This is a genomic window from Streptomyces chlorus, assembly GCF_042655885.1.
Lineage (GTDB): Bacteria > Actinomycetota > Actinomycetes > Streptomycetales > Streptomycetaceae > Streptomyces > Streptomyces chlorus.
Genome location: NZ_JBHSOA010000018.1, coordinates 102,765 through 123,976, shown reverse-complemented (window position 1 = coordinate 123,976; position 21,212 = coordinate 102,765). Strand labels below are relative to the sequence as shown.

Here is a 21,212-nt window from a genome sequence, read left to right as displayed (position 1 = left end):
GGCCATGCAGGCGACCGCGTACACCTACGACCCCGAGAGCCGCAGCGGCCAGGTGCTGCTGGACGACGGCACTCCGGTGCCCTTCGACGCGCCGGCGTTCGACGCGGGAGGTCTGAGGCTGCTGCGTCCCGGGCAGCGCGTGCGCATCGAGACCCGGGGCGAGGGCGAGACCCTGCGGATCACCCTGGTGACGCTCCAGACGTTCTGACCAGCACACTCCGACCGGCGCACTCCGACCGGCACTCCCACGGGCGACCGGTCACCGGTCACCGGTCCCGGTACGGAACACATGGACCGGCACACCGCGGGCCGGACTCCGTGACGGAGTCCGGCCCGGCGCGTGAGTACCGCTTCGCTGCCGCTACTTCTTGCGGGCGCTGGTCTTCTTGGCGGTGGTCTTGCGTGCGGTCGACTTCTTGGCGGGCGCGTTCGCGGCCGTCGCCTTCTTCGCCGGGGCCTTCTTGACGGTCGTCTTCTTCGCGGCGGTGGTCTTGGCGGTCGCCGCCGCCGTCTTGCCGGGGGCCTTCTTTGCGGTCGTCTTCTTGGCGACGGCCGCCTTTCCCGCGGCCCGCTTCGCCGTCGTCTTCTTGGCGGCGGCCGCCTTCGCGGTCTTCTTGGCGGCGGCCTTCTTCACCGTCGCGGAAACCCCGCCGGAGAGACTGCCCTTGGGCGCCTTCTTGACGGCGACCTCGCCACCGCGCGGCAGCTTCTTCGAGCCGCTCACCAGGTCCTTGAAGCCCTGGCCCGCACGGAAGCGCGGCACCGACGTCTTCTTGACCCGAACCCGCTCGCCGGTCTGGGGATTGCGGGCGTAGCGGGCGGGGCGGTCGACCTTCTCGAACGAACCGAAGCCGGTGACCGAGACCCGGTCACCGGCGACCACAGCGCGGACGATGGCGTCCAGGACCGCGTCGACGGCATCGGCGGCCTGCTGCCGGCCGCCCATCTTGTCGGCAATCGCTTCTACGAGCTGCGCCTTGTTCACGTCTTCCCCTTCGGAGACATCGCCCGAACGAATCCGTTCAAGCGTTTTCGCACGTTAGGCAGATATATACCGCAAATCAAACACGAAACGTGCTTATCACCCTTGTGCCGCAACGAACCCGGCCGCCTTGAGCGGTTCAGCGTTCCTCTTCGGGAAATCGACCCTCGTCGAGGTCCGTGATGAACCGCTCCAGCCGCTTTGCCGCACCGGCGAGATCGTGTTTGGCCGCGGCCGTAATGACCAGCAGCTTCCGGGTCAGCGCCATCCGTACGCCCTCCGGGACTTGCAGTGTGCGCACTCTTGCATGCGCTTCTTTGAGCCGGACCGCGACCTCCGTGTAGATCTCGAGTTGGCCGTCACGTTCCATGCACAGATTGTGCCATCTGGGGCGAGTTGTCGCCTGCGCAGGGGGCAACTGCAGCCTCGGACGGCATTCCAGGCACGCTCCGAGGTCACGCGCACGTGACACGTGTACCCCGACAACCACCTTCATAACGTGGGAAGTTGCAAGGCCTCAAGAGGACGCGCGGGTCCGAACGGGTGCAGACACGGCCGTACCCCCGATCGGGCCGATCGGGGGTACGGGAGGGGGGTGGGGGTGGCCGAAAGTCGACCTGCCGCCTGGACTTCGACTCAGGTGTTCTGCGCCGAGAGCGTCCGCGGCTTGAACGACGGGCGCTTCGCCTCGTACGCGGAGATGTCCGCCTCGTTCTGCAGGGTGATGGAGATGTCGTCGAGCCCGTTCAGCAGCCGCCAGCGGGAGTTCTCGTCGAGCTCGAAAGCGGCGGTGATGCCCTCGGCGCGCACCTCGCGGGTCTCGAGGTCGACGGTGATCTCGGCCTGCGGGTCCCGCTCGGTGAGCTCCCACAGCGCGTCCACGGTCTTCTGCTCGATGACGACGGTGAGCAGGCCGTTCTTCAGCGAGTTGCCGCGGAAGATGTCGGCGAAGCGGGAGGAGATCACGGTCTTGAAGCCGTAGTTCTGCAGCGCCCAGACGGCGTGCTCACGGGAGGAGCCGGTGCCGAAGTCGGGGCCGGCGACCAGGACCGTGGCGCCCTCGCGCTCGGGGCGGTTGAGCACGAACTCGGGGTCCTTGCGCCAGGCCTCGAACAGCCCGTCCTCGAACCCGTCCCGGGTCACCTTCTTGAGCCAGTGGGCGGGGATGATCTGGTCGGTGTCGACGTTGCTGCGGCGCAGTGGGACGGCCCGGCCGGTGTGGGTGGTGAATGCTTCCATGACTGATCAGACTCCAGCGGGCGTGGGGGCGTCGGCGTCGAGGTCGGCCGGGGAGGCCAGGTGGCCGAGGACCGCGGTGGCGGCGGCGACCTGCGGGGACACCAGGTGGGTGCGGCCGCCCTTGCCCTGCCGGCCCTCGAAGTTGCGGTTGGAGGTGGACGCGGAGCGCTCACCGGGGGCCAGCTGGTCGGGGTTCATGCCCAGGCACATGGAGCAGCCCGCGTGCCGCCATTCGGCGCCGGCCTCCTTGAAGACCACGTCCAGGCCCTCGGAGACGGCCTGCAGACCCACCCGTGCGGAGCCCGGGACGACCAGCATCCGCACCCCGTCGGCGACTTTGCGGCCCTTGACGATGTCCGCGACGGCGCGCAGGTCCTCGATCCGCCCGTTGGTGCAGGAACCTACGAAGACGGTGTCCACGCCGATGGAGCGCAGCGGCTGGCCGGCCTCCAACCCCATGTATTCCAGGGCCTTTTCGGCAGCGAAGCGCTCCGATGCGTCTTCGTACGAAGCCGGGTCGGGGACCGCCGCCGAGAGCGGCGCGCCCTGGCCCGGGTTGGTGCCCCAGGTGACGAACGGGGACAGCCGGGAGGCGTCGACGACGACCTCGGCGTCGAACTCGGCGTCGTCGTCGGTGCGCAGCGTCTTCCAGTAGGCGACGGCCGCGTCCCAGTCCTCGCCCTTCGGGGCGTGCGGGCGGCCCTCGAGGTAGGCGAAGGTGGTCTCGTCGGGGGCGATCATGCCGGCGCGGGCGCCGGCCTCGATCGACATGTTGCAGATGGTCATGCGGGCCTCCATCGAGAGCTTCTCGATGGCCTCGCCGCGGTACTCCAGGATGTAGCCCTGGCCGCCGCCGGTGCCGATGCGCGCGATGACCGCCAGGATCAGGTCCTTGGCCGTGACACCGTCGGGCAGTTCGCCCTCGACGGTGATCGCCATGGTCTTCGGGCGGGCCATCGGCAGCGTCTGCGTGGCGAGGACGTGCTCGACCTGGGAGGTACCGATACCGAAGGCCAGCCCGCCGAACGCGCCGTGCGTGGAGGTGTGCGAGTCTCCGCAGACCACGGTCATGCCGGGCTGGGTCAGGCCCAGCTGGGGTCCGACGACGTGCACGACGCCCTGCTCGATGTCACCCAGCGAGTGCAGCCGGACGCCGAACTCGGCGCAGTTCGCCCGCAGCGTCTCCAGCTGGATCCGGGAGACCGGGTCGGCGATGGGCTTGTCGATGTCGAGGGTCGGGGTGTTGTGGTCCTCGGTCGCGATGGTGAGGTCGAGACGGCGCACGGTGCGGCCGCCCTTACGGAGGCCGTCGAAGGCCTGGGGGCTGGTCACCTCGTGCAGCAGGTGCAGATCGATGAAGAGGAGGTCGGGCTCGCCCTCGGCGCGCCGGACGACGTGGTCGTCCCAGACCTTCTCCGCGAGTGTCCTACCCATCGCTTTCCCTCCGGCCGGCAAAGGTGCGCCGGCCCAACTAGAAATCCGTGAGGAGACGGCGCCCCCATCGCTGATTCCGGGGCATCGCCGCCGGGCCCGGTGATTCACGGACCATGGTGTTGATGACTGTGTACGTCAAGAGTGGCGCGTTCCATGGAAAACTGAACTTGCGTTTCACAGAGTGAGACGCAAGTATCGTTGCATGGACAACAGTAGCGGCGTCGGCGTTCTGGACAAGGCGGCCCTCGTCCTGAGCGCTCTGGAGTCCGGTCCGGCCACCCTCGCGGGGTTGGTCGGTGCCACCGGACTGGCACGACCCACGGCCCACCGCCTGGCCGTGGCACTGGAACACCACCGGCTGGTGGCGCGGGACATGCAGGGCAGGTTCATCCTCGGCCCTCGCATGGCCGAGCTGGCCGCGGCGGCCGGCGAGGACCGGCTGCTCGCGACGGCGGGCCCGGTGCTCACCCATCTCCGCGATGTCACCGGCGAGAGCGCTCAGCTCTATCGCCGCCAGGGCGACATGCGCATCTGCGTCGCCGCGGCGGAGCGCCTCTCCGGCCTGCGGGACACGGTCCCGGTGGGCTCCACGCTCACGATGAAGGCCGGTTCCTCCGCTCAGATCCTGATGGCCTGGGAGGAGCCGGAGCGTCTGCACCGCGGTCTGCAGGGCGCCCGTTTCACGGCGACGGCCCTGTCGGGTGTCCGGCGCCGCGGCTGGGCCCAGTCGATCGGGGAGCGTGAGCCCGGCGTCGCCTCGGTCTCCGCACCGGTGCGCGGCCCGTCGAACCGAGTGGTGGCCGCCGTCTCGGTGTCGGGGCCCATCGAGCGCCTGACCCGCCACCCGGGCCGGATGCACGCCCAGGCCGTCATCGACTCCGCGAACCGCCTCTCCGAGGCGCTGCGCCGCTCCTGACCCTCGTCGTCCGACCCGTCCCGACCCGCCCCAGGGGGACCGGCCCGCCTCAACGCCGCGGCAGGCCCTCCCCCGGACCTACGGATACGCGGGGCGTGCACGGAGGAGCGGACCCGCAGGCATGACGTGTACGGGCACGGCGCCCCTACGGACATGACGAAAGCCCCCCACCGAAGTGGAGGGCTTTCCTTCTCTGTACCCCCGACCGGATTCGAACCGGCGCTACCGCCTTGAGAGGGCGGCGTGCTAGGCCGCTACACAACGGGGGCCTGGACACTGCGTTTCCGCAGGTCCGAGCTGGTCTACCTGGACTCGAACCAAGACTAACTGAACCAGAATCAGTCGTGCTGCCAATTACACCATAGACCAATGACGGTTTAGACCAGTCGTACCCCCGACCGGATTCGAACCGGCGCTACCGCCTTGAGAGGGCGGCGTGCTAGGCCGCTACACAACGGGGGCCCTAGCGATCCTCACCCGGCCGGAGCCGGGTGATGTCACCGCGAGGACGTGGGAGCTACCCGGGCGCCCTCGCGGGATGGATCTGTACCCCCGACCGGATTCGAACCGGCGCTACTGCCTTGAGAGGGCAGCGTGCTAGGCCGCTACACAACGGGGGCTCGCGGATGAAATCCGCGGTGTGCAGATGAGCTCTGCGAGCTGGCCTACCTGGACTCGAACCAAGACTAACTGAACCAGAATCAGTCGTGCTGCCAATTACACCATAGGCCACTGGAACGCAAGCCCCGGAGGGATTATGTTCTAGCTGTACACCTGAGGGCTTTGACCTTCCGGCCCTGACCCCCGCGGCGCAGGAAGAACATTACCCGATGCCGGACGGGGCTCCAAAACGGGTATCCGCGCCGAGGAGCGCGGGGAGTTCGGCGAGGGAGACGATCCTGTGCGGCCCCGCGGGCGGTTCGGCGATCGCGTACGCGCCGCCCCGGTCGATCCACACGGACAGCAGTCCGGCGTCCGCGGCGCCCCGGCCGTCGATCTCCGGGTGGTCGCCCACGTACGCGACCTGGCCGGGGGGCAGTGTCAGGGCTTCGCAGGCCGCCAGGAACGCGCCGGCCTCGGGCTTGGAGACGCCCAGCTCCGCGGCGCACAGGATGGCCTCGAAGCGGTCGTGGACGCCGAGGGCGCGCAGCTTGGGGTCCTGGACGTGGAGGCTGGAGTTGGACAGCACCGCGTGCCGGTGGCTGGCGGCGAGCGCGTCCAGCGCCGGCAGGACGTCCGGGAAGAGGGCCCAGGCGGACTCGTAGTGGACGAGGTAGCGCCCGAACCAGTCGTCGGCCTCGTCGTCGGTCAGCTCACGCTCCAGGAAGACCCGGGTACGGTCGCGCCGCTGGGTCTCGAAGTCGACCTCGCCCGCGGCGAACCGGGCCCACTGCGCGTCGGTCACCTCCCGCCAGCGCAGCAACGCCTCCTCCACAGAGGCGTACCCGGCGAGGAGTCTCTCGGCGAGGAGATGCGCGCGCATGCCCTCGCGGTCGGCGGAGGTGTAGTCGAAGAGGGTGTCGTCCACGTCCCAGACGACGGCTCGGATCGCCATGGGAACCAGCCTAGGTGTTCTGTCCACAGAGGCTGGTGGAGTACCGGTGGTTCTTCGACCGGGTCGCGACCCGACGGCCCCTGGTCGGGACGGGAGTGCCGTGCGCGATGGCGACAACGGACCCACCGAATCCGCCACCCGATGCGCCTCTGACTGCGAGACCCCGGACAGAAGCCCGCTCTCCGGACACCTGCCCGGTCTATCGGTGCCGTCTCGGCGCCGGGTGGCTGCACCGACGGCGGACGGTGTCCGGGAGAGGGGCCGGCCGTACCAGGCGGTAAGTCGGACATCAGCGGTTGAGAGGCCCGCACCCACGGGTGCCGGTTACGTCCATGCCGTCTGGTGCGGGTTCCACCTTCCCTGTGCCGTTCCGCTGAGGATGGGGTCGATGAAGGCTGCCGCTGCCTCGACTGCCTCGGCGAAGCTGCTGCAGCCTTGCAGGCCAAGGACGAGGGCTGCCTGCGGGGGATAACCGTCGTGCCAGTCGGGACCTGGAGCCTCGAACGCGGCGGGCAGTACCACGTTGATGCCGTTGCACCGCCGACGGTCCGCTTCGCGTTGGAGGGCCTGGCACAGGGCTTCGCCCGGCACAGTTTCCTGTTGGCTGATCAGAAGGAGGTCAGCCAGATCTCGGTAGCGGTTGGACCCATGCTCGCCGTTCTGGCCATGACGCTCGTACATGGCACAGATTTTGTCCGCGACGTGGTCGATGACGGGGTAGAGGCGGACATCGGGCCAGTCGACGGGCCATTCGATGTCGACGGCGGATTTCAGGGTGCGGATCTCCGGGGTGCCGGCCGGCGTCCGGCCGACGACGAGGTCGACCTTGATGCTGTCGACCGCTGAGTGGCCGAGAAAGACCTGGAAGTGCTGCGCGCCGCCGCGTCCTTCGTCGCTGTGTCCGTAGAACTTGCCGGGTGCGTAGCGCAGGTAGTCACCGAGGTCGAGGGTGGCGGCGTCGATGACGAGCTGTCTGGCTTCTTCGGCGCTGCGGTCCGGGTAGACGCACTGCAAGTCGATGTCCTGGCTGAGGCGGGCGGCTCCCCGGTAGCGGACGAGCAGGGCCTGCCCGCCCTTGATGAGCCACCCGTCGGGTTCCTTCGTGAAGACGCGGGCTGCGAGGCGGTTGAAGTAGAACATCTTCATGAGGTCGGGGACGCTCATGCCGGTCTTCTTCGACATGTTCCTCGCGGCCTGTTTCAGGGCCGCGCGGAACATGTTGGACTCGCATAGGCCTTGCCCACGTGCGGTTCGCTCCCCCGGCCTGATCAACTGGAGCCGTCGACTCTAGCTGGGAGCGTGCTTGTCCTTCAGCTCGTTCGGCTGACCTCCGTCCGGTGCGGGACCGTCGTCACCGGCCGATTCGCTCGTGCTGCTCGGTGACACCGCTTCGAGCTGTTGCATGACCTGGACGGCTCGGGCCATGGCGGTGCCGGGCACGGCCGCTCGCTGCAGAGCCCGCCGGGTTTCGGGCGACAGCACGGAAGGCAGCTTCAGTGCCTTCACTGCCGACAGGAGGCCCTCGCCGGGCAGAATGGCCTGCTGAAGGCTCTGTGTGAGACCGGAGGAGGGCATGGCGCCGTTGAGTGCTGCCCGGATCCCGATCTGCTGCGCAGCGATGTTCCGGAACACGGGGGCGAGGGCCTCTGCGGCCAGCGCCTCCCCGTTGAGGAAAGGCGCCAGGGCTGCGGTGTCCCTGTCGAGCGCGCCGAACAGCCCAGCGCCAACGGTGAAGCCTTCCTGGCCGGCACGGGCGATTTCCTGGGAGTGCAGGGTCCGGCCTGCCTGGGCTACCAGGTGCTCGATGAGCTGGTGACCCGTGGCGGTGAGGGAAAGGCCGTACTTGCGGGCGTGCGGCTGGACGGCTTCTGCCAGTGCGTCGAGGTCCACGAGGTCGCGGCGTTCCGCGTCGGCGATCACGCCGCCGACATGACCGCCGTCGGCCTTGGCCCGCAGGAGGTCGACGATGGTGCGCGCCGCGGTGGTTACCGGCAGTCCGTCGACGACGGTGATGTCCGCCGGCTCCAAGGAGGCGGTGCGCAGCCGGACGAACGGCTCGGTGGTCGTACGCCGACGGGGCACGCTGATCTCTACGTCGGGGGCGGGGATGTCGCCGAGGCCGTGCAGTCGGCACGCGGAGGCGTGGGAGACGACACCTGAGTCCCGGCCGCCGAGGGGACGCTCCCACGCGGGAACCCGAGGCTGGAGGCGCAGCCAGGCCACCTTGACCTCCAGGTGCTGAGGCAGACCGGCAGCCTGCAGGGCGTAGACGCCCCGGCCGACGCTCTCCAACAGACCGGCTTCCGCCAGTCGCATGAGCTGGACAGCGCTGAGACCGAGGGCCTTGGCCTGCGCGGCGGTCACCAATCCCCACTGGTCGGCGGCCACACCCGACAGAGTCACCAGCTGCTCAACACGGTCCACACAGAGAACGTTACATAATCTCGCAGAGTTTATTTCATCCCTGACGTAACAAACTCTGCACTTGCCTTAGAGTCGTTGTAACTTTCTCTGCAGCGGATGGGGTGTCTGCCTTGCCGGTCAGTACCCGGCCTGCCCGTCTACCGGCCCAGGAAGTCAGAAACAGGGGCAGCAGCCGCGTCGGCTGCTGCCCCTGCCAGGTGTACAGGAAGGACTACGCGGCGAGCTTCGCCAGGGCCGCGTCGATGCGGGCCAGTGTCGTCTCCTTGCCCAGGACCTCGAGGGACTCGAAGAGGGGCAGGCCGACCGTGCGGCCGGTGACGGCGACGCGGACCGGGGCCTGCGCCTTGCCGAGCTTGAGGCCGTGGGCCTCGCCGGCGGCCAGGACGGCCTCCTTCAGGGACTCGGGGGACGTCCAGTCGGCGGCGTCCAGCTTCTCGCGGGCGGTGCGCAGCAGGGCGTCGGAGCCCTCCTTCATCGCCTTGGTCCAGGATGTCTCGTCGAAGACCGGCTCCGGCAGGAACAGGAAGTCGACGTTGTCCGTGATCTCCGACAGCACCTTCAGGCGGGTCTGCGCGTGCGGCGCGATGGCCTGCCACTTGGCCTCGTCGAAGGCCTCCGGGGCCCAGGGGGCGACGGGGGCCTTCAGCCACGGGCGGCAGCGCTCGGTGAAGTCCTTCACGTCCAGCAGGCGGATGTGGTCGGCGTTGATCGCCTCGCACTTCTTGAGGTCGAAGCGGGCCGGGTTGGGGTTGACGTCGCTGACGTCGAAGGCCGCGACCATCTCCTCGATCGTGAAGATGTCCTGGTCGGCGGAGAGCGACCAGCCGAGCAGGGAGAGGTAGTTGAGCAGACCCTCGGGCAGGAAGCCGCGCTCGCGGTAGAGGTTGAGCGACGCCTGGGGGTCGCGCTTGGAGAGCTTCTTGTTGCCCTCGCCCATGACATAGGGGAGGTGGCCGAAGGCCGGGGTCCGCTTCGCGATGCCGAGCTCGGTCAGCGCCTTGTACAGCGCGACCTGGCGCGGGGTGGAGGAGAGCAGGTCCTCGCCGCGCAGGACGTGGGTGATCTCCATCAGGGCGTCGTCGACCGGGTTGACCAGGGTGTACAGCGGGGCGCCGTTGGCGCGCACGATGCCGTAGTCCGGGACGTTCTCCGGGGTGAAGGTCAGCTCGCCGCGGACCAGGTCGGTGAAGGTGATCGTCTCGTCGGGCATCCGGAAGCGGACGATCGGCTCGCGGCCCTGGGCCTTGTACTCCTCGACCTGGGCGTCGGTCAGCTCGCGGCAGTGGCCGTCGTACCCGGAGGGCTTGCCGGCGGCGCGGGCGGCCTCGCGGCGGGCGTCCAGCTCCTCCTGGGAGCAGTAGCAGCGGTAGGCGTGGCCGGCGTCCAGGAGCTTGCCGGCGACGTCGGCGTAGATGTCCATGCGCTGGGACTGGCGGTACGGCGCGTGCGGGCCGCCGACCTCGGGGCCCTCGTCCCAGTCGAAGCCGAGCCAGCGCATCGCGTCGAGGAGCTGGTTGTACGACTCCTCGGAGTCGCGGGCCGCGTCGGTGTCCTCGATGCGGAATACGAACTGAGCACCGCTGCCCTGGTGGTGCTTGGCGAACGCCCAGTTGAACAGGGCGGTACGGACCAGGCCCACGTGGGGGTTACCGGTGGGCGACGGACAGAAACGGACGCGTGGGGGTACCCCCTGTCCGAGCGTGGTCGAGGACTTGGGGGAGGGGGATCCGGGTGCGCTAGCCACGCTTGACAACCTTGTTGGTGAGAGTGCCGATGCCTTCGATGGTGACGGCGACCTCGTCGCCGACGTTGAGGGGGCCGACGCCGGCCGGGGTGCCCGTGAGGATCACGTCGCCGGGGAGCAGCGTCATCGCCTCGGAGATGTTGACGATCAGGTCCTCGATGGAGTGGATCATCTCGCTGGTGCGGGCGAGCTGCCGCTGTTCGCCGTTGACCGTGAGCTGGAGCGTGAGGTCCGAGGCGGCGGCGAGGTCCAGGTCCGTCTCCACCCAGGGGCCGAGCGGGCAGGAGGTGTCGAAGCCCTTGGCGCGCGCCCACTGCGTCTCGCGCCGCTGGACGTCGCGGGCGGTGACGTCGTTGGCGCAGGTGTAGCCGAAGATCACGTCCTTGACGCGCTCGCGCGGCACCTCGCGGCAGAGCCGGCCGATCACCACGGCCAGTTCGGCCTCGTGGTGCACCTCCTGGGAGAAGGAGGGGTACTGGATCTCGTCGCCGGGGCCGATCACGGAGGTGGCGGGCTTGAAGAAGGCGAACGGGGTGTCGGGCACCTCGTTGCCCATCTCCTTGGCGTGCTCCGCGTAGTTGCGGCCGAAGGCGACCACCTTGTTGGGGAGCACCGGGGGCAGCATCCTGACCTTGCTCACCGGGACCTTGGTGCCGGAGAGTTCGAAGTCCGTGAACGGGATGCCCTTGATGATGTCCAGGACGAGTTCGTCCTGCTGGTCACCCTCGACCGCGCCGAAGGCGACGTTCCCGTCGATGGAGAATCTGGCGATGCGCACGGGATGCTTGGCCCCTTGACTGAGCTGGCTGGAGTCTGACGCCCCAGGCTAACGCGGCAGGGGGTGCGTGCCTCGCGCATTGACCCGCGTACCGCCCCCTCACGTTCCACGCGCTCGACGCGTATCGGCCGGGCACGGCAACGGGCGCGGCAACGGGCACAGCAAAGAGCGGCGCCCCCTGGGGAGGGGACGCCGTGGGGCTGGTCCGGCTGCTCCGGGCCGCTGCGGACACCTCCGGGACCTTGAGCATTTCGGGGCCGGTGCCCGTACCAGTCGGTGCTGGTACCGGAGGGGTGCCGGCGACAGGCCCTACTGGTTCGCGGCGCCGGCCGCGATCGGGATCTCCATGAGGATGGTGCGCCTGGGATTGGCAGTCTGGGCCGGCAGTTCGACGGCGTGCTCCTGGTGGACCGGCGTCTGCAGTTCGGCGGCGCCGTCGAGGTGTGCCAGCGTCGTGCGTCGCGGGTTGGCGATCTTGTGGAACATCGTCGTCGTCTTCACTGTTTACTCGACCCTGTCCTGTTCACGGGCGTCCGACGGGGTCCGGGGACCACCCGTCGGGCGCGGGTTGTCTGTTTTGCCATCTCTGTAAAGCGCCAGGCTAAACATGTGATCCCCCGCCGACCGCCACCGGAGGCCGCGATACGCGTGTGAGTTTGCTCACGAATCGACGGTCAAACCATCCCAATCCGGACCGGCGACCCACTCCCCCGAAACAGACATTAACCCCCTGAGCCCACCATTCCGCTCCTGATCATCGCGACTGGGACACCGAATCGGCCCGACGGAATCACCCTCATTCGCCCCCTTTGCCTGAGATCACTTTCTACGCCGGGTGACCTGTCCCTCACGTGGTGTCACGTAAGTCACGGCATGCCCCAGGGGCCTTGTTGGGAGATCCCGCACTGTGCTGGAATTCCAGCGACCGCCGCAGATTCCGATCCGGCGCACAGGGGGCGCGTAAACGCGCCACCGTGGCGGTGAAGCAAGGGGGAACCCGCGCCGGTCACTCACGACCACCACGGGGGCGTATTCAGGGCGCCCCTATGACGCCGACACCGTGTCCCGCCGTTCGCGCGGAGGGACGCCTGGTCCAGAGGTTGCGACGCTAGTGCAGGGACGTTTCAAGAGGGATGGCAGCGCTTCGGCGGAGCCGGAGCACGGCGGCAATGGCCCCATGGCCGCCGGCTCCTCGCCCCAGCACGCCCAGAACCAGAACCAGGGTCCGGCGGCGAACGGTGAAGGCGGAGCACGGCCCGGCCGCTCCGGCGCCACGCCCGCAGGACCGGAGGGGACACCCCCGGCTCCGCCGAAGCCCCCGAAGAGTCCCACCGGCCCGGGGTCGCGCGTAGCCCTGCGCAACTGGCGGATCTCCACCCGCCTGGTGTCGCTGCTCGCGCTCCCGGTGGTCGCGGCCACCTCGCTGGGCGCCCTGCGTATCAACCAGTCGATGGACGACATCCAGCAGCTCGACAACATGAAGCTGCTGACGGAGATGACCCAGCAGGCGACCGAGCTCGCCGCCGCGCTCCAGGAGGAGCGCGACCAGTCGGCCGGCCCGCTGGCGCACGGCGGCAAGGCCACCGACTTCGGGGTCAAGGGCCACCGCGAGAAGACCGACCGCGCCCGGAAGAACTTCCTCGACAGCTCCGAGGAGATCAACAACGCCAGCCGGGACGGCAATCTCACCGGTGTCCGCGACAACCTCGTCCAACTCGCCGGTAACCTGGGCGACCTCGAGAAGATCCGCAACACGGCCTATGTGGCGAAGGGCAACTCCACCCAGACCGTCGAGGCGTACCACCGCCTGATCGAGAACCTGATCAGTCTCTCCCAGGACATGGCCGAGGCGACCAGCAGCTCCGAGATGATCCAGCGCACGCGCGCCCTGGGGGCCTTCTCCGCCGCCAAGGAGTACGCGTCGATCCAGCGCGCGGTCCTCGCGGCGGCACTGCCCGCCAACAACACCAGCTTCGGTGACCTCGTCGAGAACGACCGGCTCTACGCCGAGTCGGCGCTGGAGAGTCAGAAGTCCGAGGTGCGCAGCTTCAAGAGCATCTACGGCGAGGACGCGGCCGCCGAGCTGCTGGCGCCCGTCGAGGACGGCAACGACACGATCCAGGCCACCGACAAGTACGCGACCCGTGCCCTGGTGTCGGCCGGCGGCCTGGAGTCGATGGGCAAGCGGTCCTACCGCGACTGGCTGGACGACAGCTCCACCAAGATCCAGCAGATGAAGAACGTCGAGCTCCGTCTGCTCGAGGAGATGGAGCAGAAGGCCCGCGAGCTGCGCAACGCCACCGAGCAGGACGCGATCATCTCCGGTGCGCTGATCCTGATCGTGCTCGGTGTCTCGCTGGTCGGCGCCTTCGTCGTGGCCCGCTCCATGATCCGCTCGCTGCGCCGCCTCGAGGACACCGCGACCAAGGTCGCCCAGGAACGTCTGCCCGAGCTGGTCAAGCAGCTGTCCGAGTCCGACCCGCAGGACGTAGACACGTCCGTGGAGTCGGTCGGTGTGCACTCCCGGGACGAGATCGGCCGTGTGGCCGCGGCCTTCGACGACGTGCACCGCGAGGCGGTCCGCCTCGCCGCCGAGCAGGCCCTGCTGCGGGGCAACGTCAACGCGATGTTCACCAACCTCTCGCGCCGCTCCCAGGGTCTGATCCAGCGCCAGCTGTCGCTGATCTCCGAACTGGAGTCCCGCGAGGCCGACCCGGACCAGCTGTCCTCGCTGTTCAGGCTGGACCACCTCGCCACCCGTATGCGCCGGAACGGTGAGAACCTGCTGGTTCTCGCGGGTGAGGAGCCCGGCCGACGGTGGACCCGCCCGGTCCCGCTGGTCGACGTGCTCCGTGCCGCCGCGTCCGAGGTGGAGCAGTACGAGCGCATCGAACTGGCCGCCGTGCCGACCACCGAAGTGGCCGGCCGGGTCGTCAACGACCTCGTCCACCTGCTCGCCGAGCTGCTGGAGAACGCGACCTCGTTCTCCTCCCCGCAGACCAAGGTCAAGGTCACCGGTCACGCGCTGCCCGACGGCCGCGTGCTGATCGAGATCCACGACACCGGTATCGGCCTGTCCCCGGAGGACCTGGCGGCGATCAACGAGCGGCTCGCCTCGCCGCCCACCGTGGACGTCTCCGTCTCCCGCCGCATGGGTCTGTTCGTGGTCGGTCGGCTGTCGCAGCGGCACGGCATCCGCATCCAGCTCCGCCCGTCCGACTCCGGCGGTACGACCGCACTGGTCATGCTGCCCGTCGATGTCGCCCAGGGCGGCAAGAAGCCCCAGGGCAAGCCCGGTCAGCCGAGTGTCGGCGGCGGTCCCGCCGCCGCGCAGGCCGCGGCCGGTGCCGCGGCGGCCCGCCGGTCCGCCGGTGGCGGTCAGTCCGGTGGCGGTGCTCTCGGTGCCGGTGCGCCCGGCGGTGGCCGGCTCGCCGCCGGCCAGGGTCCGCGGGCCGCACTGCCCGGACGGGACGGCCAGGGCCGCCCGGGTGCCCCGGGCGGGGCGCGTGGTCCGCAGGGCCAGCCGGGCAGGTCGCCCGCTCCATCGCTGTTCGAGCAGGGCGGCGCTCCGTCGCAGGGCCGTCCGGCCCCCGCCGGCGCGGGTGCCGGCTACGGCGGCCAGGCCCCGGGCGCCTCGCAGGGGATGCAGTCCGCGGGTCAGGGCGGTGCGCAGGGCCAGGACATGTTCGGCGGCGGCCGGGGTGACGTGCCCCAGCAGCGGGGCACGGGCAACGCCGAGCGCGGCCGTCGCCCCCAGCTGCCGCCGCGCGGCAACGGTCCGCGCGCAGAGCTGCCCGGCGGCGACCAGCAGCAGCAGCGGGTACCCAGCTGGAGCGACGAGAACGCCCAGCCGCCGGTACCCCGGGCTCCGCTGGACGCCCCGCGCGGCCACGACGAGCCGGACACCGCCCGGACGAACGCCATGCCTCGGTTCGACGACCGGCAGGGCCACGGCGCCCCCGGTACCGGCGCCCCGCAGTACACCGGCCAGTACGGCGGGCCCGGTGCGAACGGCGCCCAGGACACGGGCCAGTTCGTCCGCGGCGACCTCTACGGCGCCCCGGCGGACCGCTACAACGGGCAGGGCGACAATGGTCAGGGCAACGGGCAGAACCCGTCCCACACCGGCCAGTTCCCGGCCCAGCAGGGCTACGCCGGCGGGTCCTACGGCAACGGCTCGTACGACAACGGTTCCACCGGTCAGTACCCGGGCCAGGGCGACGGCGCTCCCGCGCGGTACCCCGCCCCGGAGCGGCCGAACCACGCGGACCCGGCCTCCACCGGCCAGTTCGAGCGTCCGCAGATGAACGGGGCGCAGGAACCCGGCCTCGGCAACCAGCGTCCTTTGGCCCCGCAGCAGCGGCCGGACCGTCCCCAGCCGGGCCAGGCCGCCGCCCCGCAGCGGCCCGACAACGGCCGCGGGCAGAGCGACGCCTGGGCACTGCCGCCGGCGTCCGGTCCCGGCGACGGGCGCACCCCGCTGTACGACACCCTGGAGACCAACTGGTTCCATGGTGCACAGGAGGAGCAGGGCAATCCCCCGGTTCCGGCCCAGCAGCCGCAACAGCAGCAGCCACCGCAGCAGCCGCAGGGGCCGACCGGCCCGCAGCGGTCCGTTGCCACCACATGGCGCAGCTCGCCCAACGACGAGCTGGTCCGGCAGGCCGAACGCGTCCGGAAGCCGGCCGCGGGCGGCGTCACCACATCCGGCCTGCCGCGCCGGGTGCCCAAGGCGAACCTCGTCCCGGGCACGGCTCAGCAGCAGTCCCACCAGAGCGGTCCGCAGGTCTCCCGTGCGCCCGATGACGTGCGCGGCCGGCTGACCAATCTCCGTCGAGGTATCGCACAGGGTCGTCAGGCCGGTTCGTCGTCCCAGACCGGCAGCTTCCCCCGACCCACTCACCAGCAGGAGCGTTAGTTGAGCCCGATGAGCCAGGCGGCACAGAACCTCAACTGGTTGATCACCAACTTCGTGGACAACACCCCCGGGGTGTCCCACACCGTCGTCGTGTCCGCCGACGGCCTCCTCCTGGCGATGTCGGAGGGCTTCCCGCGCGACCGCGCGGACCAGCTCGCGGCCGTGGCGTCGGGACTGACCTCCCTGACGGCCGGCGCCTCCCGCATCTTCGAAGGCGGCGACGTCGCACAGACGGTCGTCGAGATGGAGCGGGGTTTCCTCTTCCTCATGTCCGTCTCGGACGGTTCGTCCCTGGCCGTCCTGGCCCACCCCGATTGCGACATCGGTCTCGTCGGCTACGAGATGGCGCTCCTGGTCGACCGCGCGGGGGCGGTCCTCACCCCGGACCTGCGCGCTGAGCTACAGGGAAGTCTGCTCCACTGACCGGCCTCGGCACCACCCGTCTCACCAAATCACCGTCCGGCCGCCACAATCCCCCCACCGGCCCCCTCAGACGGCTTGACCGACCGACTTGCTGTCCCGCCCGGAGGACCCATGACCCCGCCCCCCGCTTCTCATGATCCGTACGCGGAGCCGTACGAAGACGAGGGCGACCAACCACTGGTACGTCCCTATGCGATGACCGGTGGCCGGACCAGGCCGCGCTATCAGCTGGCCATCGAGGCACTGATCAGTACGACGGCCGACCCGGCAGCGCTCATGGGGCTCCTCCCGGAGCACCAGCGCATCTGCCACCTGACCCGTGAGGTGAAGTCGGTCGCCGAGGTCTCGGCGCTCCTGAACATGCCGCTGGGCGTGGCCCGGATCCTGGTGGCGGACCTCGCGGAAGCGGGTCTCGTGGCCATCCATCAGCCGGGCGGCGACGAGACCACCGGCGCACCGGACGTGACACTGCTCGAAAGGGTGCTCAGTGGACTTCGCAAGCTCTAGCGGCGGGACGGTCTCCGAACGCCGTTCCACCACCTCCGCGAAAATCGTGGTGGCGGGCGGCTTCGGCGTGGGCAAGACCACGTTCGTCGGCGCCGTCTCGGAGATCAACCCGCTGCGTACCGAGGCCGTGATGACCTCTGCCAGCGCGGGCATCGACGACCTCACCCACACCGGGGACAAGACCACCACGACGGTGGCCATGGACTTCGGCCGTATCACCCTGGACCAGGACCTGATCCTGTACCTCTTCGGTACACCCGGCCAGGACCGCTTCTGGTTCATGTGGGACGACCTGGTGCGCGGCGCCATCGGCGCGGTCGTACTCGTCGACACGCGGAGGCTGGCGGACTGCTTCCCGGCCGTCGACTACTTCGAGAACAGCGGACTGCCGTTCGTCGTCGCCCTCAACGGCTTCGACGGACAACAGCCCTACCAGCCGGAAGAGGTGCGTGAGGCACTGCAGATCGGGCCCGACGCCCCGATCATCACCACCGACGCCCGGCACCGCTCGGACGCCAAGAGCGCGCTGATCACTCTGGTCGAGCACGCCCTCATGGCGCGCCTCCGGTAGCCGAGGGCAACAACGGCATACAGCAGTTGTCGTAGATGCGTCGGGGCCGACTGTGTCCTTGGACACGGCCGGCCCCGGTGTTCATAACGTTTCGGCAGAGGAATCGGCCAGGGTCGACACGCGACGCGTTCGAGCGGTGCCCCTGTGCGTACGACCGCCCCGCCTTTTGACGGGGCTCATTCTTTTTGACCGTTTTATCTGCGGCTCACATCACGCCGGAACCCTCCCTTCCGCTGTTTGGAAGAGAACTGGTGGGCATGCTGGAATGCCTGGACCGCCCATTGGTCAAAGACGCACTCAGCAGTCGTTGGCCCGCCGGGCTCTGAGACACTGCGGCACAACGTTGGTGCCGACCGCTGAGAGGTTGTTGGTCGAGTGAGGCGAAGCACGAACAGTCCCGAGCCGTCGGCCCGGGGCAACTTCACCCCGCCGCCGCGCGCAGCGGCTCCCGCCCCCGTGCACGACGCGGAACCGATGGCCGCGCCCGCCCCGAGCGGCGGCCGTTTCTCCCCCCGCAACTGGCGGGTGACAACCAGACTGAACGCGATCCTGCTCATACCCGTGCTGGTCGGCCTGGTCATGGGCGGCTTCCAGGTGAAGGGCTCGATCAACACCTGGCAGGAGGCCGAGGACGCGGAGAACACCGCGCGTCTGGTGCGGGCCTCCCTCACCTACGCCAACGCCCTCTACCTCGAGCGGGACCTCACCGCGGCCCCGCTGCTGCAGGGCGAGGGCGAGGACGACCCGACCGTCGCCAAGGCGCGTGCCGCGACGGACGAGGCCGCCGACAACTTCGACGTGGCGGCCCGGTCCATGCCCGCCAAGGCGGGCCTGGAGCGCCGGCTGGAGCTGCTGCGCGCGGCAGAGCCCAAACTCACGCCGCTGCGCGCGGCCGCGTACACCTCCAAGCTCAAGGGCGTGGAGACCGAAGAGGGCTACGTCCAGATAGCCAACCCGCTGATGCAGTTCGCCAACGAACTCGGCCTGGGCACCGGCAACGTCACCAGCTACGGCCGTACGGTCTACGCGATCTCGTTGAGCAAGGCGGCACTGTCGCTCCAGCGGTCCATCGGTACGCACCTGCTGGTGAAGCCCGGCCCCACCGACAGCCAGCTCGCCAGCCAGCGGGTCGCGCTCTCGTCCTACGCCTACCTCGAGAACATCGCCGTCCAGGAGTACCTCGGCGGCGGCACCGCGGCCGACACCGCCAAGCTGAAGCAGCTCGAGCAGGAGATCAAGGCCGACGGCGCGGACCTGGCCAGGGAGAAGGCCGCCTCGGACCCGGACTACGTGCCGCCGCCCGAGAACCCGGTCACGTTGATCTCGGAGGTCGCGCGGCTCGGCACCACGGATCCGGCCGCCCGCACCGAGATGGCCGGCCGCGGCATCACCGTCGAGAACTACTGGGCGGTCAACACCCTCAAGTACGACGGCTACAGCGAGATCGAGTCGGACCTCGCCGACGCCGCGGTGGCCGAGGCGGCCGCCATCGCCGGTGACGCTCAGCGCGACGCCTTCATCACCGGTGGCGCCGTCGTGATCGCCCTGCTTGCCGCGTTCGCCCTGGCCGGCATGGTGGCCCGCCAGATGAGCCGTTCCATGCGCCAGCTGCGCAACGCCGCCTTCGGCATCGCCGAGCAGCGCCTGCCGATGCTGGTCGACCAGCTCTCCCGTACCGACCCCGGCCGGGTCGACACCCGGGTCACCCCGATCCCGATCAACTCCACGGACGAGATCGGCGAAGTCGCCCGCGCCTTCGACCAGGTCCACCGCGAGGCCGTACGGCTCGCCTCCGAGCAGGCGCTGCTGCGGGGCAACATCAACGCGATCTTCACCAACCTCTCGCGCCGCAACCAGTCGCTGATCGAGGGCCAGCTGACCCTGCTCACCGGCCTGGAGAACAACGAGGCCGACCCGGACCAGCTGGAGCACCTCTTCAAGCTGGACCACCTGGCCACGCGTATGCGCCGCAACGGTGAGAACCTCCTCGTCCTCGCCGGCGAGGAGCCGGGCCGCCGCTGGGACCAGCCGGTCCCGCTGGTCGACGTGATCCGCGCCGCCTCCTCCGAGGTGGAACAGTACGAGCGCGTCGAGCTGTCCGGTGTTCCCGAGGCCGAGATCCACGGCCGCGCGGTGACCGACCTCGTACACCTGCTGGCCGAGCTCCTTGAGAACGCCACCACGTTCTCCTCCCCGCAGACCAAGGTCCGTGTCACCGCGACCCGTCTTCCCGACGGCCGCGTGATGATCGAGATCCACGACAAGGGCATCGGCCTGACCGCCGAGGACTTCGCTGACATCAACCACAAGCTGGCCAACCCGCCGACCGTGGACGTCGCGATCTCGCAGCGCATGGGCCTGTTCGTGGTCGGCCGGCTGTCCGACCGGCACGGCATCCGGGTCCAGCTGCGCCCCTCGGGCGAGCAGGCCGGTACGACCTCGCTGGTCATGCTGCCGGACGCGATCACCCATGGCGGCAGTGGCGAGACGCAGCCCGCCCCCGACGAGTTCACGGTCTCCCAGATCATCCCGGAGCAGAACACCTACCCGGGCGAGGACTTCAGCCAGCAACAGCAGCAGCCGCTGCGCACGGCGGCGGAGCTCGGCTTCGACGACAGCCGCTACGAGGTCCCGGACGACCTCCGCGACCTGGACCCGGTCGGCCGTTCGCTGATGCGCAAGGAGCGGCGGGCGGCCCTGGACCCGCAGGGTCAGCCGCCCGCGCTGCCCAACCCCCAGGCGACCGGCGACCGGAACGGCTCCGACCAGGCTTCCTACCCCGACGAGTTCGCCGCTGTCCCGCAGGGCTACGGCGACGGCCAGGGCGCCGGTGACACCCGGAACTTCGAGGGCGCACCGGCCGGCTACCCGGAGCAGGAGCCCGCCGGTTTCGACCAGCAGGCGTACGGCAACGGGCAGCAGCCGCAGTACGAAGGACAGCAGCAACCGGCGTACGACGAGTCGTACTACGCGCCGGGCGCCCACTTGTCGCAGAACGACTCCTTCTCGTCGAACGGCGGCTACCCGGACGGCTCCTACGCGGAGCCGGCCCAGGACGATCGGACGACGGGGGGCCCGGCCGGCCCCGGGACGTTCCCGGGCTTCGGTGAGCAGCGTCCGCAGGACGACTGGCCGCAGCAGGACGGCTACCAGAACGGTTACCCGGCGCAGTACCCCGCGGCGTCCCCGGAGGCGGAGTCCGCACCGGCCGCTGACGCGACGGCGCAGGACAGCGTAGGCTTCGACCGTCCGGGTCCGGCCCACTCCGCCTCCCACGAGCTGACCGATGCCGGGCTTCCCCGCCGTGGAGCCGCCACGGGCGGCGCCGGTCGGAAGCAGCGTGCGAACCAGGAGCCCAAGGCTCCGGCTCCCGCCGCCACTTCGGCTCCGGCCCAGCAGGGCGACGGCGACAGCTCCTGGCGTTCGGCGAACGACGAGCGCTGGCAGCAGGCGTCCTCGCTGCGGAGGCCCAAGGCGGGCGGGGTGACCTCATCCGGGCTGCCGCGGCGTGTTCCCAAGGCCAACCTGGTCGAGGGCGCCGCCGAAACCACCCCTCAGGGAGGCCCCCAGGTCTCCCGCGCCCCGGAGGACATCCGGGGCAGGCTGAGCAACCTGCGGCGCGGCGTCCAACAAGGCCGCAACGCAAGCAGTGAAACGAACGGCCAGGCCACTGGGAATCACCACAGTGGTCCTGACAGCACCTACAACCAGGAGCGTTAGT

17 protein-coding genes and 5 tRNA genes are annotated in these 21,212 nt (G+C 69.8%); 7 read left to right on the top strand and 15 right to left on the bottom strand.

The window, feature by feature from the left end; genetic code table 11:
• Window positions 1–4: 4 nt before the first annotated feature.
• On the top strand, window positions 5–208 hold the full coding sequence (locus ACFPZI_RS10375; RefSeq protein ID WP_381361218.1) for a hypothetical protein: 204 nt from the start codon (window positions 5–7) through the stop codon (window positions 206–208).
• A 153-nt stretch (window positions 209–361) separates the two neighbouring features.
• Here the strand turns inward: ACFPZI_RS10375 and ACFPZI_RS10370 are convergent, their stop codons facing one another.
• From ACFPZI_RS10370 to leuC, 4 genes are all read right to left on the bottom strand, one after another.
• Complete coding sequence (locus ACFPZI_RS10370; protein WP_381361215.1) at window positions 362–985, bottom strand: HU family DNA-binding protein; 624 nt, start codon at window positions 983–985, stop codon at window positions 362–364.
• A 136-nt stretch (window positions 986–1,121) separates the two neighbouring features.
• A complete protein-coding gene (locus ACFPZI_RS10365; protein WP_381361212.1) occupies window positions 1,122–1,352 on the bottom strand; it encodes an SCO5555 family protein in 231 nt (76 codons plus the stop codon).
• A 266-nt stretch (window positions 1,353–1,618) separates the two neighbouring features.
• Complete coding sequence (leuD, locus tag ACFPZI_RS10360; protein WP_381361209.1) at window positions 1,619–2,221, bottom strand: 3-isopropylmalate dehydratase small subunit; 603 nt, start codon at window positions 2,219–2,221, stop codon at window positions 1,619–1,621.
• 6 nt (window positions 2,222–2,227) lie between these two features.
• Entirely contained in the window at window positions 2,228–3,655 is a 1,428-nt protein-coding gene (gene leuC, locus ACFPZI_RS10355; RefSeq protein ID WP_381361207.1) for a 3-isopropylmalate dehydratase large subunit, read from the bottom strand.
• Window positions 3,656–3,857: 202 nt separating this feature from the next.
• Between leuC and ndgR the strand changes: the two genes are divergently transcribed.
• Entirely contained in the window at window positions 3,858–4,571 is a 714-nt protein-coding gene (ndgR, locus tag ACFPZI_RS10350; RefSeq protein ID WP_055594891.1) for an IclR family transcriptional regulator NdgR, read from the top strand.
• Window positions 4,572–4,767: 196 nt separating this feature from the next.
• On the opposite strand, the gene ACFPZI_RS10345 is transcribed toward ndgR, so the two are convergent.
• The 11 genes from ACFPZI_RS10345 to ACFPZI_RS10295 all read right to left on the bottom strand — a co-directional run bounded on the left by ACFPZI_RS10345 (window position 4,768) and on the right by ACFPZI_RS10295 (window position 11,573).
• Window positions 4,768–4,840, bottom strand: a tRNA-Glu gene (locus tag ACFPZI_RS10345).
• Window positions 4,841–4,868: 28 nt separating this feature from the next.
• Window positions 4,869–4,940 (bottom strand) — tRNA-Gln (locus ACFPZI_RS10340).
• A 20-nt stretch (window positions 4,941–4,960) separates the two neighbouring features.
• A tRNA-Glu gene (locus tag ACFPZI_RS10335) sits at window positions 4,961–5,033 on the bottom strand.
• Window positions 5,034–5,118: 85 nt separating this feature from the next.
• Window positions 5,119–5,191: transfer RNA gene (locus ACFPZI_RS10330), tRNA-Glu, on the bottom strand.
• Window positions 5,192–5,231: 40 nt separating this feature from the next.
• Window positions 5,232–5,303: transfer RNA gene (locus tag ACFPZI_RS10325), tRNA-Gln, on the bottom strand.
• A 91-nt stretch (window positions 5,304–5,394) separates the two neighbouring features.
• Complete coding sequence (locus ACFPZI_RS10320; protein WP_381361204.1) at window positions 5,395–6,126, bottom strand: HAD family hydrolase; 732 nt, start codon at window positions 6,124–6,126, stop codon at window positions 5,395–5,397.
• A 324-nt stretch (window positions 6,127–6,450) separates the two neighbouring features.
• A complete protein-coding gene (locus tag ACFPZI_RS10315) occupies window positions 6,451–7,290 on the bottom strand; it encodes a nucleotidyl transferase AbiEii/AbiGii toxin family protein (protein WP_381361201.1) in 840 nt (279 codons plus the stop codon).
• A gap of 123 nt (window positions 7,291–7,413) precedes the next feature.
• Window positions 7,414–8,550, bottom strand: coding sequence for a type IV toxin-antitoxin system AbiEi family antitoxin domain-containing protein (locus ACFPZI_RS10310; protein ID WP_381361198.1), 1,137 nt, complete (start codon window positions 8,548–8,550; stop codon window positions 7,414–7,416).
• Between the two features lie 211 nt (window positions 8,551–8,761).
• On the bottom strand, window positions 8,762–10,294 hold the full coding sequence (gene gltX / locus ACFPZI_RS10305) for a glutamate--tRNA ligase (protein WP_381361196.1): 1,533 nt from the start codon (window positions 10,292–10,294) through the stop codon (window positions 8,762–8,764).
• Window positions 10,287–11,072 carry a fumarylacetoacetate hydrolase family protein gene (locus ACFPZI_RS10300; protein ID WP_381361194.1) on the bottom strand — a complete coding sequence of 262 codons (786 nt, stop codon included), beginning with the start codon at window positions 11,070–11,072 and terminating at the stop codon, window positions 10,287–10,289. Before ACFPZI_RS10300 ends, gltX begins: the two co-directional genes overlap by 8 nt.
• A gap of 309 nt (window positions 11,073–11,381) precedes the next feature.
• Window positions 11,382–11,573 (bottom strand): hypothetical protein, encoded by a 192-nt coding sequence (locus ACFPZI_RS10295; protein WP_381361192.1) that lies wholly within the window; start codon window positions 11,571–11,573, stop codon window positions 11,382–11,384.
• Between the two features lie 610 nt (window positions 11,574–12,183).
• Here ACFPZI_RS10295 and ACFPZI_RS10290 point away from each other — a divergent pair.
• The 5 genes from ACFPZI_RS10290 (at window position 12,184) to ACFPZI_RS10270 (ending at window position 21,211) form a co-directional block, all read left to right on the top strand.
• Complete coding sequence (locus ACFPZI_RS10290) at window positions 12,184–15,990, top strand: sensor histidine kinase (protein WP_381361191.1); 3,807 nt, start codon at window positions 12,184–12,186, stop codon at window positions 15,988–15,990.
• Between the two features lie 9 nt (window positions 15,991–15,999).
• Window positions 16,000–16,413 carry a roadblock/LC7 domain-containing protein gene (locus ACFPZI_RS10285; protein WP_030667329.1) on the top strand — a complete coding sequence of 138 codons (414 nt, stop codon included), beginning with the start codon at window positions 16,000–16,002 and terminating at the stop codon, window positions 16,411–16,413.
• A 111-nt stretch (window positions 16,414–16,524) separates the two neighbouring features.
• Window positions 16,525–16,920, top strand: a complete 396-nt coding sequence (locus tag ACFPZI_RS10280) for a DUF742 domain-containing protein (protein WP_381209301.1) — start codon at window positions 16,525–16,527, stop codon at window positions 16,918–16,920.
• Window positions 16,901–17,491, top strand: a complete 591-nt coding sequence (locus tag ACFPZI_RS10275; protein WP_381361188.1) for a GTP-binding protein — start codon at window positions 16,901–16,903, stop codon at window positions 17,489–17,491. The genes ACFPZI_RS10280 and ACFPZI_RS10275 overlap by 20 nt, the downstream gene beginning before the upstream one ends.
• Window positions 17,492–17,866: 375 nt before the next feature.
• Window positions 17,867–21,211 carry a sensor histidine kinase gene (locus ACFPZI_RS10270; RefSeq protein ID WP_381361185.1) on the top strand — a complete coding sequence of 1,115 codons (3,345 nt, stop codon included), beginning with the start codon at window positions 17,867–17,869 and terminating at the stop codon, window positions 21,209–21,211.
• Window position 21,212 lies beyond the last annotated feature (1 nt).

Excerpts from the sequence above, each read along its gene's own strand:
- leuC (WP_381361207.1), bottom strand. The coding sequence starts at position 3,655 with ATGGGTAGGACACTCGCGGAGAAGGTCTGGGACGACCACGTCGTCCGG.
- ndgR (WP_055594891.1), top strand. The coding sequence starts at position 3,858 with ATGGACAACAGTAGCGGCGTCGGCGTTCTGGACAAGGCGGCCCTCGTC.
- ACFPZI_RS10315 (WP_381361201.1), bottom strand. The coding sequence starts at position 7,290 with ATGAGCGTCCCCGACCTCATGAAGATGTTCTACTTCAACCGCCTCGCA.
- ACFPZI_RS10375 (WP_381361218.1), top strand. The coding sequence starts at position 5 with ATGCAGGCGACCGCGTACACCTACGACCCCGAGAGCCGCAGCGGCCAG.
- ACFPZI_RS10365 (WP_381361212.1), bottom strand. The coding sequence starts at position 1,352 with ATGGAACGTGACGGCCAACTCGAGATCTACACGGAGGTCGCGGTCCGG.
- ACFPZI_RS10285 (WP_030667329.1), top strand. The coding sequence starts at position 16,000 with ATGAGCCAGGCGGCACAGAACCTCAACTGGTTGATCACCAACTTCGTG.
- ACFPZI_RS10320 (WP_381361204.1), bottom strand. The coding sequence starts at position 6,126 with ATGGCGATCCGAGCCGTCGTCTGGGACGTGGACGACACCCTCTTCGAC.
- leuD (WP_381361209.1), bottom strand. The coding sequence starts at position 2,221 with ATGGAAGCATTCACCACCCACACCGGCCGGGCCGTCCCACTGCGCCGC.
- ACFPZI_RS10280 (WP_381209301.1), top strand. The coding sequence starts at position 16,525 with ATGACCCCGCCCCCCGCTTCTCATGATCCGTACGCGGAGCCGTACGAA.